General features: G+C 46.1%; 11 protein-coding genes. 4 read left to right on the top strand and 7 right to left on the bottom strand.

Annotation, left to right across the window (positions count from 1 at the left end):
• The first annotated feature begins 61 nt into the window (after window positions 1–61).
• Window positions 62–790 carry an LPS export ABC transporter ATP-binding protein gene (lptB, locus tag ACEW9J_RS04230; RefSeq protein WP_373543894.1) on the top strand — a complete coding sequence of 243 codons (729 nt, stop codon included), beginning with the start codon at window positions 62–64 and terminating at the stop codon, window positions 788–790.
• A gap of 6 nt (window positions 791–796) precedes the next feature.
• Window positions 797–1,957 (top strand): LptF/LptG family permease, encoded by a 1,161-nt coding sequence (locus tag ACEW9J_RS04225; protein ID WP_373543893.1) that lies wholly within the window; start codon window positions 797–799, stop codon window positions 1,955–1,957.
• Window positions 1,958–1,972: 15 nt separating this feature from the next.
• On the opposite strand, the gene ACEW9J_RS04220 is transcribed toward ACEW9J_RS04225, so the two are convergent.
• The gene (locus ACEW9J_RS04220; protein ID WP_373543892.1) at window positions 1,973–4,345 is read right to left on the bottom strand and encodes a carotenoid oxygenase family protein; all 2,373 of its coding nucleotides are present in this window, start codon (window positions 4,343–4,345) and stop codon (window positions 1,973–1,975) included.
• Between the two features lie 133 nt (window positions 4,346–4,478).
• The gene (locus ACEW9J_RS04215; RefSeq protein ID WP_373543891.1) at window positions 4,479–5,603 is read right to left on the bottom strand and encodes a class I SAM-dependent RNA methyltransferase; all 1,125 of its coding nucleotides are present in this window, start codon (window positions 5,601–5,603) and stop codon (window positions 4,479–4,481) included.
• A gap of 139 nt (window positions 5,604–5,742) precedes the next feature.
• On the opposite strand from ACEW9J_RS04215, the gene ACEW9J_RS04210 reads away from it, so the two are divergent.
• Window positions 5,743–6,648: a metallophosphoesterase gene (locus ACEW9J_RS04210; RefSeq protein WP_373543890.1), complete on the top strand. Its 906-nt coding sequence runs from the start codon at window positions 5,743–5,745 to the stop codon at window positions 6,646–6,648.
• 99 nt (window positions 6,649–6,747) lie between these two features.
• Here the strand turns inward: ACEW9J_RS04210 and ACEW9J_RS04205 are convergent, their stop codons facing one another.
• From ACEW9J_RS04205 to ACEW9J_RS04185, 5 genes are all read right to left on the bottom strand, one after another.
• Complete coding sequence (locus ACEW9J_RS04205; RefSeq protein ID WP_373543889.1) at window positions 6,748–7,446, bottom strand: DivIVA domain-containing protein; 699 nt, start codon at window positions 7,444–7,446, stop codon at window positions 6,748–6,750.
• Complete coding sequence (gene coaD, locus ACEW9J_RS04200; RefSeq protein ID WP_373543888.1) at window positions 7,416–7,907, bottom strand: pantetheine-phosphate adenylyltransferase; 492 nt, start codon at window positions 7,905–7,907, stop codon at window positions 7,416–7,418. Before coaD ends, ACEW9J_RS04205 begins: the two co-directional genes overlap by 31 nt.
• A 172-nt stretch (window positions 7,908–8,079) precedes the next feature.
• Complete coding sequence (locus ACEW9J_RS04195; protein WP_373543887.1) at window positions 8,080–9,276, bottom strand: homocysteine biosynthesis protein; 1,197 nt, start codon at window positions 9,274–9,276, stop codon at window positions 8,080–8,082.
• Between the two features lie 232 nt (window positions 9,277–9,508).
• Window positions 9,509–10,132 (bottom strand): hypothetical protein, encoded by a 624-nt coding sequence (locus tag ACEW9J_RS04190; RefSeq protein WP_373543886.1) that lies wholly within the window; start codon window positions 10,130–10,132, stop codon window positions 9,509–9,511.
• Window positions 10,133–10,521: 389 nt separating this feature from the next.
• The gene (locus tag ACEW9J_RS04185) at window positions 10,522–11,763 is read right to left on the bottom strand and encodes a DUF4336 domain-containing protein (protein WP_373543885.1); all 1,242 of its coding nucleotides are present in this window, start codon (window positions 11,761–11,763) and stop codon (window positions 10,522–10,524) included.
• 283 nt (window positions 11,764–12,046) lie between these two features.
• Here ACEW9J_RS04185 and moaA point away from each other — a divergent pair, with 283 nt between their 5' ends.
• Window positions 12,047–13,036, top strand: coding sequence for a GTP 3',8-cyclase MoaA (gene moaA / locus ACEW9J_RS04180; protein ID WP_373543884.1), 990 nt, complete (start codon window positions 12,047–12,049; stop codon window positions 13,034–13,036).
• The last annotated feature ends 34 nt before the right edge of the window (window positions 13,037–13,070 follow it).

Raw genomic sequence — 13,070 nt, 5'->3', positions numbered from 1 at the left:
TGTCTAATTTGACACTAGGAAGAGAGTAGTAAGAGTTTACCCGATCGTCAATATAACTCCCGTGAAGATTATCCTCGAAAATATTCATAAATCCTACGGAAAGCGAAATATTGTCAATCGCGTTAGTCTGTCTGTCTCACAAGGTGAAATCGTTGGTTTACTAGGCCCTAATGGTGCGGGTAAGACGACAACATTTTATATCGCCACCGGACTAGAAAAACCAAATCATGGCAAAGTCTGGCTGGATGATGAAGATATTACCAGTTTATCGATTCACCAGCGGGCGCGATTGGGGATTGGTTATCTAGCGCAGGAGCCGAGCATCTTTCGGAGTCTCACCGTAGTCGATAATCTCCTGCTGGTGATGGAACAAACCAACGTCCCGCGTAAGTTATGGAATCAAAGGTTAACGGATTTGATTACAGAATTTAATCTAGAGAAAGTAGTACATACATTGGGTAATCAGGTATCGGGAGGGGAGAGACGCCGCACCGAAATCGCTCGTTCGCTAGCGGCGGGAATTAATGGGCCAAAATTTTTGTTCTTAGACGAACCATTTGCGGGAGTAGATCCGATTGCGGTGGCGGAAATTCAGAAAATTATTGCCAAATTACGCGATCGAAATATGGGTATTCTGATTACAGATCACAATGTGCGGGAAACTCTAGCAGTTACCGATCGAGCATACATCATGCGGGAAGGTGAGGTATTCGCTTCAGGTAGCAGTGAAGAAATGTACGCCAATCCATTAGTGCGTCAATATTATTTGGGAAGTAATTTTCAGGTTTAAGGAATAGTGTCTAAAACAAATTTCGCAGGAATTTTCGGCATTTCGGTGATGGATCGATATATCTTCACCCAATTGCTGATGCCATTTTTATTTGGGGTTGGGGCATTTTCATCGATCGTACTCGCGATCGGTAGTTTATTCGATCTCGTGCGACAGGTAGCGGAAGCTGGATTGCCAATTACAGTCGCGATCGAAGTAATGGCACTCAAAATGCCTCAATTTGTGGTCTATTCTTTTCCGATGTCTCTGCTGCTCACAGGGATGATGACTTATGGTAAATTCTCATCAGATAGTGAAATTATCGCTTTTCGGAGTTGTGGTGTCAGTATCTATCGGTTGATTTTACCTGCATTAATTTTAAGTACGATCGTCACGGGAATTACGTTCTTTTTTAATGAATTGCTCGTCCCGACATCTAGTCAACGAGCAACAACAACACTTACCAGAGCCTTGAAACAGGACAAACCGACATTTAAAAAAGATAATATCGTCCAGCCTGAGTACAAAATAGTGGAGCGAGATGGCAAGAAGGAACAGGTATTAGTTCGGCTGTTTTATGCAGAGAAATTTGATGGTAAAACGATGACTGGACTGACAATTTTGGACAGATCTCAAGCAGATAAGGGTTTGAGCCAAATTCTAAATGCTCAATCGGCGATCTGGGATAGCGATAAAAATACTTGGGATTTTTCTAACGGGACTATTTATTTAATTGCGCCTGATGCTTCCTATCGCAATATTGTGACCTTCAAGCACCAAATGTTACAATTACCCCAATCACCGTTTGAATTAGCCGCACTGGATAATAAGAATCCCGACGAGATGAGTGTGGGTGAATCGATGGATTATTTAGACCAAATTCAAATGACTGGCGATCGGAAGAAAATTCTTTCTGTTGCTGTGACGATTCAACGTAAACTAGCATTTCCATTCGTTTGTATCGTGTTTGGTTTAATTGGTTCTGCAATGGGCATTCGTCCCCAACGATCGGGAAAGGCGACTAGTTTTGGTGTTAGTGTGCTGATGATTTTTGGTTATTATCTAATGATGTTTATTTTTGGAGCTTTGGGACAAGCTGAGATTATTTCTCCTTTTCTCGCTGGATGGTTGCCCAATTTTATCGGACTGGCGATCGGTGGTTGGTTGGTTGCTCAGGCTGCAAAATAAAATTATTCGATCGAATTACCGCTCCCATAGATCTAGTAATTCGGCTTCACTAGTTTGATTGATGTAGTGAGGATAGACGATCTCGCGGAAGAGATCTTTGGTGTGGGGAAAAATTTTGGCTTGAACTATGGGATTAAAATCTCGATCGAGTGTAGCTTTTCGGATGGTTTGGCGTTCGGCTGCGGGATATTTCCCGAATTCAATTGTGGGAATCCAGGTGGAGTGAATTGTTAGTCCCAGATTGATAGCGGGATGACTCAAACGGTAAATTGGTTTCCCTTTAAAATCATCGGCATGGAAGATCCAGATTTCATCTTTGGCGACAGTCTGCGGGTTTTCGGGTTCGGCATCTGACATGATGACAGAGACGATATAACCATGAGTGGCGGGATCTTTACCTGGAGGACAAGGATCTTTACTCGGAAAAAATTGGGGGGAGCGTGCTAAATAACCGAGCGGAAATTCAAAGCTGTCAGCGATTTCCATTCGCTCTGAATCCAGCCTGAGCAGCGTCACTGGCAGATCGGATTTGGGTAAACCTTCGATCGAGATGACACGGTTGTCGCGATCTCGGTATGCTCGATAAATCCGTTTGGGAATCGTCTCCCAAGTAAATCCCCAGCCCATCCAGTACAAACTGGTAATTTTTTCGCCAGTCTCCAACTCGCTATCGCGATTGAGATTACGGTGTGTATTGACAGATATCGACCAAGTATTGCGTTTGCAGGGATTGTCCCCACTATCGCTGAGAAAATGAGCTTCCAGGACAGCACCTGTATTCGCATCGATAGTGTATCGCGCTACGCTATTGAGATCGACTGGTGAGGGTTGAAACCCGCGCAAGTCTCGCCGCAGACATTTTGGCGGTGGAACTGGTGATAGATTATTTACTCCTGTTAGCAGCTCAATCCCTTTGGTAATCGCTGGAGTTTTTTCACAGTCGAGATTGACGGATTCATCGTATTCACCGATCCATTCCGTTACATCCCAGCCACCATTGTGGGCAGACATCAGGGTAATTTTACCGTCAGGATTGCGATAATCGGTGACAAAGTGGGAGACTTCACGCGGCAAAATAATTTTAACGGCGGTTAATGTCGGTTGTGTTCCTGGCGGAATGGGTCGATCGAGATCCTTTCTCTTGACTAGATACAAGCTAGCATAGGGAATGGGTTGAACTAATTGCAGAAATACCAGCGATAGCCAGTAGCCAATCTGGACTGAATACTTCCGAATTCTACCGAATAGAAATGGCGCGAAAATTTGGGATAGTTCGATCTTGAACGCAATATCGCCGACGATAATATAATCTTCAGTCAGAGCCATCTGGTGAATGGCTTGTTGGATAATTACGGGTTCGCCACTGGGTAATACTAGCCGCCACTTCTCAAAAGATTTGCTGTCAAATCGATACCTAACTAAACTAGTAAATGCGCCCCAAGGATGTTTGAGAATCACGCCATCTCTACCGAGTCTACCCTTGTACCAGCGTCTGAGTCGATCGATCGCACTGAGCAAGCTCAATCCGGCTGAATAGTTGGCAGTGATAAACTCTCCGGCGGACGAATCAGACTGTAAATGGTCGCAAACGGGGTGAGCGGGATTGGAATAAGGCTGAAAAACTTGTGTCAGCCAAGCAGGTTGTTTGGGGGCTAACCCTTGCCACTTAATAGCTTCACCGATCGGTTCGAGCAGTTCCATCGAGTCGGGATCGAGGATATGGGGACGCGCCGCGTCGAAGGTAGCCAGCAGATGTTCCTTGGTAGCCAAGAAAGCCGTATTCATTTGGTTACGAGTGCCTAGGAGGAGGCTATGACGCACCATCCCACCATCGAGAAAACGATAGCCGATCTTATCGAATTTTGGTAACAGTTGTGCGGCGAGATCGGCATAATAACAAGGCGTTTTCATCATCCGCGTCTTGAGGATCGCGCGTCCCGCCTCAAATCCTAGCCGATACAGCATCCCATCGCCATTGAGTACCATTCGATCTCCTCTAGCAGATTGGGCAGCATTGAAGGAGGTGACAGGGGGTAATGGACAAGCAAAAAAGCCATAGCCCCAGAGATCGCTGGGGAGTTGCCAATCGGGGATTTGGGACTTAATTGTAGTGGGTAATCGTTCCCGATCTGTAGCTAAAGTATCTACATCAATGGTTAATAATCTGCCATGGATCGGCTGTGCATCGATACTCAGTGCAGCTAAAACTTCAGGATCTACTGCTGCGGCTAGTTCGGGAGTCAGATACCAACATAGTTGCAGATTGAGAGGTGTTGAATCGTGTTCTTGGCGACGCTTGCGGACATCGGTAAGATTGGTGCCGATCGCTGAATAGGGCGTAAAATTTACCTGTGGGGGAGGATTGACGATCGATTGAACTTCAGACATTAGTGGTACTCCCGCAGATGAAATAATCTCTCATACTACTAGAGTCCCCACAATTTAGCTATATGTAACTCGTTGTCTCAATATATTTGCAGCAATCGATCGATCCTACTTTGACACTCCCACGTTCCTCGGATCAATACATTTCATATTTCATCAATTGACATGGCAATGTCCCATTGTAGACAGTGGTACGTTGAGCGGATTTTAGCCCGATCGATTTGGCTAATTCTTTATTCCCACTGAGTACGAAAGCCGTCCAACCTTTAAAACGGTTTTTCAGGACATCTCCCAACAGCTTATAAAAAGCACCCAAATCCTCATCGCGTCCCAATCGCTCACCATAGGGCGGATTGCAGAGCAAAATCCCACGATCTGCGGGAGCCTCCACATCTGCTAGCTCCATCTGAGCGAACTGAATATAGCTTTCTACCCCAGAACTACGGGCATTCGATCGAGCCTGTTCGATGATGTCAAAATTGCGATCGCTTCCAATAATCGTCGTCTGCAAATCTTTTTTCTCACCCGCTTCAGCCGACTTGATGAGTCGATCGAATAAGTCTGGATCGAAGTCTAGCCAGTTCTCAAAGCCAAAGCCATCGCGAAAAATACCTGGAGCGATATTTAGGGCTTGCATGGCTGCTTCTAGCGGCAATGTCCCCGATCCACATAGCGGATCGATAAATGCTAGATCGGGCGTCCAACCAGACATTTTCATTAGGGCGGCGGCGAGAGATTCTTTTAGCGGTGCATCACCGACAGCCGATCGATAGCCGCGTCGATGGAGGCTACTACCAGAGCTATCGAGACTGACAATACAGAGATCTTTATCGATATGGGCATTGATCCGCACATTTGGATCTTGAATATCGACATTCGATCTTTGTCCAAACTTTTCTGTCTGTTGCTTGGTAATCGCGCGTTTGACTTGTACTGCGGTAAAGTGGCTGTGGTTTAACTGCTCGTTTTTACCCGTCACAGTGACAGCCATCGTCAGTTCGGGCGTCAGGTATTCGCCCCAATCGATTTGCTGGACACCATCGTATAGTTCTCGATCGTCATTGCTAGGAAATTCGCCTAATTTGACTAATACCCGAAACGGCAACCGCGCCCATAAATTGACGCGGTATAGTAACTCGCGATCGCCTTGAAAAGACACACCACAGAAGCCTTGAGCGACATCTTGCGCTCCTAATTCAGTTAGTTCCTGCGCGGCTAACTCTTCTAAGCCTCTGGCGACTGTAGCAAAGTATTCACTCAAAATAATCCCTCAGTTCAGATTTGGCTTGCGGACAAACCATCTCTCATTATTCCTTAAATATCGAACCAGTGCGATCGATTACTTACAAATTTCAGGAATCACCATCGTTACAATGGTAACTACTATTAACCAGTCATAAATGAATAACCAAATTATGAGGTACTGGCGAAAATTAATCTACAACTCGCTCCGAATGCTACTGGTAGCGATCGCCATTTTATTTACTACCAGTGTGTATGCTAGCGGGATCGAACCGCGCTGGTTGGCGATTAAAACGATCGACGTCAATATTGCCGGATTAGCTCCGGTGTTTGAGGGATATAAGATCGTTCAACTCACCGATCTTCATGCCCGATCGGGAGTGATGGATCGGCAACAATTAGTAAAAGTTGCGCGGCTGGCGACTCAACAGCAGCCAGATTTGATTGTGCTGACTGGCGACTATATTACTAGTGGTGCTAGTAAGTCTGAAGAAATACTCGCCAATGCCTTTAGCCAACTCCAAGCTAAGGATGGTGTAGTCGCCATCATGGGCAATCACGATCGATCTGAGGATAGTGCGCCGCTCGAACGCGCTTTCTGGGCTGGTAATGTGAGACTTTTGAATAATGCTGTCTATTCGATCGTGGGTAAATCCGCTATCAAGACAGATATCCGAACGAATTTAGCGCAACGCCCAGATCTGTTAAACATTGCTGGAGTCGATGATGTTTGGTTGAGGCGGGCAGATCTGTCTGGGACGATCGCTCAATTGCCCAAGACTGGAACTAATATCTTGCTAGCTCACGAACCAGATTTTGGCGATATTGCGGCTGCTTACGATCGATTTGCACTACAACTTTCGGGGCACTCTCATGGCGGACAGATCGTGTTACCCTTTGTACCCAGAGTCGCACCTGAGTGGGCTAAAAAATATATAAATGGACTGTATCAGCTCGACAACATGCAGCTATATGTAAGCCCTGGTGTCGGTACTACTGGCCCACCCAAGGCGAGATTCAACTGTCGTCCAGAGATATCTGTCATCGTCTTGCACCATACCTAAATTATTTCTGGACGACAGTTGAATCGATGTCTGATGCTGGATTTGTCAAACCTATCTTTCTCCCAGTCCCCCTCTTTCATACATCGATTCAGCAACGCCTTATTTCTCACTCTGAGGAACCGAGACAGGATCGTAATCGGTATTGAGGCGTTGTCTACCACGTTGGATCGTTTGTAGAACATCTGTGAGTCCATCCTCTAGATTGTGCAAAACTCGATCGGCATATTCATCAGCACCAGCTTGGATGTGTTGACACTCGTTCCTGACATTTTCTTGCATCCGCTCCATTTCTTGGGTGTGGTAGCTGCGGAGCCGATCGATTTCGATGCTCGTTTGTTGTCGGAGCTGTTCGCATTCCGCGAGGGCGATGTGCCGCAGTTGTCTGGCTTCTTGTTCGGCTCTGTCGATAATTCCCAATTCATTGGCAACTTGATAGGCGCGTTGATTGGCTTCGGCTAAAATCTGCTGTACCTGCTGTTGTGCCTCTTTGATGATTCGCTCTTTGTAGTGGATAATTTCCTGAGCTGTAGCGATGACTTCAGGTAAACTCAACCGGAGCGTGTCGATCGACTCTAACAGTTCTTCCTCATTTACCATTGTTTTCCCCGTCAATGGTACGCGAGGACTATCGAGGATCTGTTCTTCTAGTCGATCGATCGCTGCAAATATTGATGGAGAGATCGCTTTGGGCGGGGGCAATCTAGCTTCAGGTTGGTAGTGCAAAAGATCTGAACGATCTTCCAAGCTACTGAGATACGCTGCGTCTGCTAAGTCTGATTGGAGTGTTGGTTGTAACATTGGTAAATTTCTGACGCAACATGAGGTGATACAAGATGGTCGATCGACCCGTTGAATCTAGCGATTTCTTTCACGATGCTACTGCTGAGGAAACCATACTCTGTGGAAGTTGCTAAAAACACCGTTTCAATCTCTGTAGACAGGGTTTTGTTAGTGTGAGCCATTTGCAGTTCTTTCTCAAAGTCAGACAAAACTCTGAGTCCTCTGAGCAATACTCGTGCGCCGATGAGATTGGCGTAGGTAACAGTCAATCCATCAAAGCTATCTACTTCTACCTGGGGTATATGTTGAGTTGCTGTCTGGATCTGCCGGAGGCGTTGTTCTACGGTAAATAATGGTGCTTTACTAGGATTTCGCAGTACTGCTACTACAACCCGATCGAACAGCTTACTTCCCCGTTCGATAATGTCTAGATGACCTAACGTAATCGGGTCGAAGCTGCCAGGGTAAATCGCAATCACTATTTATATTAATGTGGTGAAAAAAGTTTCGATTAATTGAATAACCTACGACCGTATTTTAGTATATCGTCAATTCCTCACAATTTCTTCACAGTTGAATGCTATGTTAGTGGATTTAGCAAGCTCTAAAACTATACTTCTTCCAGAAAATATCGCTCTGGTGAGAACTAGCTCAATCTTCCAATAAACTGGGCATCTGTCGGCGATCCTGTGGAATAAAGGTGCGATCGCGTGGTAGTGAGGATACCGCCTCTGTTAGCAAAAATTCACCTCGCTCGATCGCTTCTTTCAACTCGATCGCCACTTGTCGCGATCGATAAATACTAGCCAGGGGAGCCACTCTGACAGTTTTTCCCTCAATTTTAATTTTGCCTGACTTGAGTTGCTCATAGTTGACTAGCCCAAAAGTCGGACGCACCCGACGCGGAATCGAAAAATCGACAATCGGCGCGACGATCTCCCGATCCTGTACCGCACACCGCGCCACAATATCCGCATTCAACACTGGAATTGGGACACCCACTCCCAGCATCAATGAAGGGCCATAATTTTTGAGGTAACACCCGCGTACCCACTTGGGATTCATCTGTTTGGCATCGCCAATCAGGGCGAGAGTAGCCCCAGGACCGATCGGGGTGCGATTTTCACTACGTTTTTGGAGCGGAAAATGTTGGGTACCTTCCCATGCTACGTAGCCAATCCCCCCGCCCAACAAAATGCGAGTACCGATGCCGATTACGTCCAAATCGGGGTCATTTAGTAACGGTGAAATCGCCCCAGTATTTGAGTAGACCGCATTACCCAATCGGGGCTGTAGTGGGCCGAGATAAGTGTACAACTGCCGATCGCCACCATTTACCCCCACAATAAAGTTTTGATACAAATTGCGGGGATTGTAGAGATAAAATTGATTGATTGTATCTTTGGTAATCTTCGTCTCGAAGGTAGCCCGAGGATAACAATCAGTACCATGACCGATCGCTCGCAAATTGACACTTTTGCCCGCGATTAAATCAGCAATTACATGCGCTCCACCCCGTTCTCTCCGCTCTTCTCCATCCCCAATCTCACTCGCATAGTCTACTAGTTGAGTCGCGCCCAAATAGAGATCCACAGCTCCAAATCCAGCATAAGCAGGTACCCCATCCAACGTACACGATCGAATCTTGATCGGTGGATCTGTATGTCCTAAATTGAGAATTGCTCCCGATGATTCCATCGGTTCAAAACTTCCAGTAGTAATCACATCTACTAGCTCGGCAATCTTTTCGATCCCTAATTCTACCACTTTAATTTTGACTTCATCTACCGTCCATACCACCGCTTTGTTGCGGCTAATTTTATCATTAATTTCATCGATCGTTTTCATGGATGGTGGATGGTGGATGGTGAATGGTGAAGAGAAGATAATAATGTTAGATCGGATTATAGCAATCCTAAATTAAAAGCTAGGTTAATGTAGAGTGTGTTAGGCTAAAGCCGTAACGCACCAGTATAAAGGTCTCAGAAATATGATTTAGGATCGCTATATTTAATGAAACTCAGACGTTTAAATCTCTACAGGTCAACTATCAATTATCAATTATCAATTATCAATGAATTTAATTACGAACCCACAGTGCCAAGCCACCGCCGCGTCCTCGTGCAGCAATTCCGTTGGGACTAGCCCAGAAAAAAGAAAAGAATGGTAACTGAGCGATCGAAAGTCGATCGAAATCTTTCCCCGCTCTCTTATTATTAGGTAGTTTACCTTGATAAACTGTCAACCCAAGTAATTTAAATTGAAGCTGAGTAAAATCAAATGCTAACAGATTCTTTTTGCCTGGATAACGACAAGGCCCAGTAAATTGAAACCGCACAGTTCCAACTAAAAGTTTATTACTAATAGTTCCGGTGCAGCCTTCAGGTTGAATCGAGGAATAATCTCGATCTGCTAAAGTAGCTCCGCCAACTTGAGTAAAAGTAATTGATGCTGGCGCAAATTTTGGTAGATAATAGCCTCGCCCCAATCGAATTCCGCCTCGTTGTTTATCTTTAACTACCCCAGTTGCAAAACATAGCCGCCATTCACCCAGTAGCGATTCAAATGGAATTACTAATCGCTCTCGCTTGGCAGTTGTTTCGGCTGCTTGTAAAGCAGTTATCGTGGCATCTTTGGTCGGACGATCTGAAGATTGAGCCGCTTGTTCTAAAATAGTTGCAAAGTCAGAGTTAGAGATATTCACGATCGAGTCAATAGTTAATTAGTTGATAGTTGATAGTTGATAGTTGATGGCGAAGTTGTTAACTGTCCGTTTTAAATCTCCGCAGCAACAACTTCGCTGTCTTGCTAAACCCTCTCTTCGATCCGCTACGCGTCGGTGTAGCCTGCGCTTTGCGCTTACGGCAAAGCCTACGTACGTAACCCAAGTTGCCACTTTTGGAACGCCTACGATTGAAATCGTGGCTAATGTTGCAAAGTCCGCCTACGCGGACTAGATATGTCAGTCCGCGTAGGCGGACTTCGTATCACGAGCAGCGGTTTCTAACCGCTGTGGTTACAGGTAGCAACTTGGGTTACGTATGATAAGCCGCTGTCAACACTTCGGCTTCGCTCAGTGCAAGCTGTCAACTGTCAACTGTCAACACTTCGGCTTCGCTTAGTACAAGCTGTCAACTGTTTACGAGCTGGGAAGATAATCCGCCATCGAGTCAATTGGTGCTCTATTTGATGCAATAACTGAAAATCTGCTTTGGACAGAGCATCCGGTGATGAATCGGATTCGAGAAAACTAAAAGCGGCTCGAAACTGGTGCGGAGTCGCCGCAACTGGTGCGTCAAAGTGACAGGGAATAATCTGCTCAAAGTCCCATTGTGCCACGCGATCGACCCAGGCGATCGTTTGGGTGGGAGCGCGATTGAGAATTAAAGTCTGGAGCAGCGGCGCGACTAATAATCTCCCATCCCCACGTAAAGCTATAAACCTTTGCTGCCAGTCAGGTTGCCACTCAAAAGGATACAGCCCAAAATAGCTCTGTTGAGATCGATCTGCGGCGATAAATGACTCGCGCCAAGTTTGAGTCCACTTGCGAATTTTTAACACGCTCGGCTGGAAATAGAGGGCAAATAGACAAATTCGCTGCCATCCCTTGAGTCGATTTGCTGCGGTATCGGCGATGAGATCGCTCGCTCGATCCTTGGCGTGAAATAGTAAAGGATATAGTTCGAGTTGGACGATATCAGGTGGTTCGATCGAGATCGAAATAATTGAGTCGGTAACTAATAGTGTCCGCGATCTACGGTGAAAAAAGGCAACTTCGGCAAACTGTCCTAACCCAAGATCGATCGTATCTAGTATGGCATAATCAAATTCATCCCCAAACGGTGTTTTACTACTATCTACAGGCAAAATCTGCGTCCGTCCACTAGGCAACCCCAGCCAACTCAACGGCAAATTGACTGGAAAACTCCATTGATCTGGTGTTACCCACACCTGAGCCTGTGGAAACGCCCACGCAAATGGCCCAACGAATACCTTGTGCTCTAGCCCCGAAATCGTCGGCAGGATAACATACTTCACATCGCCATGAATGGCTACTAACTCATTTACCAATTGCAGACATTCAGCAGTTGGCGCAACAGGTGCATAGACGAGTAAACCGCCACAGAGCAGCTTTACTACCGTCATCCGAATCGGCACGACTACATAAAAAATCCCCTGAACTTGGTCGAATGTCCAGATTGTATTTGGCTCTACTTCTGTCCGAATAGTGCGCCGCTGACTGTAAGGGTATATCGGCAATGTAAACCAAAATCGCCACGCTCGATCTGTCGATTTAGTTTGAGCTAAAGTGCTGACTCGTTCATCCAGAGTCATCGGGGCACCTCCAGCAGTATCTGTAAATCATTGGCATCGCCGATGGGTTTGAAAAGCGTCTGCTTTAGCAGCAAGAGAGTAGTCATGAAAATATTCACCAAACAGCTAACGACTGCCGTTGTCCGTTTGTAAAGTGTACCAAAATTAATCTCGATCGAGTCATACCGAGGCGATCGTGCATAATAAATTATATCCGCGTATCTAGTTGTTTTCTGACCGACTGCAAACCAAACGAGTCGAAAGATAGATAGAAATTCATAGCTCGATCGGGCACAATATCATCATGAATCAGGTAAATTACTTACGAATTAGCCTCATCGATCGCTGCAATTTTCGGTGTCAGTACTGCATGCCCGTAGGAGCCGAACTAGAGTATCTCCATCGCCAGCAACTATTGACCGACGACGAGTTATTGACGCTAATTCGCGAAGTATTCATTCCTGTCGGTTTTAACAGTTTTCGGCTGACTGGGGGCGAACCATTATTACGCAGTGGGATTGTCGAGATCGTCAGATCGATCGCCCATCTACCAGAAACTCAAGACCTATCATTAACTACCAATGCCTTTCTGCTGGCAGGGATGGCACAAGATTTGTATCAAGCTGGACTCCGACGAGTAAACATCAGCCTCGATTCGCTCCATGAAGCCACCTTCGATCGGATTGTTGGCGCATTTGGTAGATCGCGCTGGCAACAGGTCTGGGATGGGATTTTAGCTGCCGATCGAGCGGGATTTACACCACTCAAGTTGAATGTGGTGGTGATTCCTGGTATCAATGATACTGAAGTCTTAGACTTAGCGGCGTTGAGCATTGACAAACAATGGCACGTCCGCTTTATTGAGTTTATGCCGATCGGTAACGATGAGTTATTGAGCGATCGTGGCTGGATCTCTTCCGAATCAATCCGCCAACAGATTCGCGACAAGTGGGGATTGACGGAGGCGCAGGTGCAGGGAAATGGCCCAGCGGATGTATTTACTATTCCTGGCGCACAGGGAACGCTCGGATTTATCAGTCAAATGTCTGAATGCTTTTGTGACAGGTGCAATCGGATGCGTCTATCCGCAGATGGGTGGTTGCGTCCGTGTCTGCTCAATGAAATCGGACAACTAGATCTGAAAACTGCGTTGCGAAATGGGGTGTCTACAGGGGAATTGCGATCTCAAGTTCGAGATTTACTCGCGCTCAAACCAGAAATCAACTACAAAGGTCGAGAATCTGGCAGTACTACCGGATCGTATCACCGCACCATGTCTCAAATCGGCGGCTAAACTGTTAAGTTTCTTTCCACTCTACCCAACCTAC

The sequence above is a fragment of the Chamaesiphon sp. genome (genome assembly GCF_041737865.1).
Lineage (GTDB): Bacteria > Cyanobacteriota > Cyanobacteriia > Cyanobacteriales > Chamaesiphonaceae > Chamaesiphon.
Note: the sequence above shows the minus strand (reverse complement) of the source record. Positions and strands in the feature narration are given on the sequence as shown.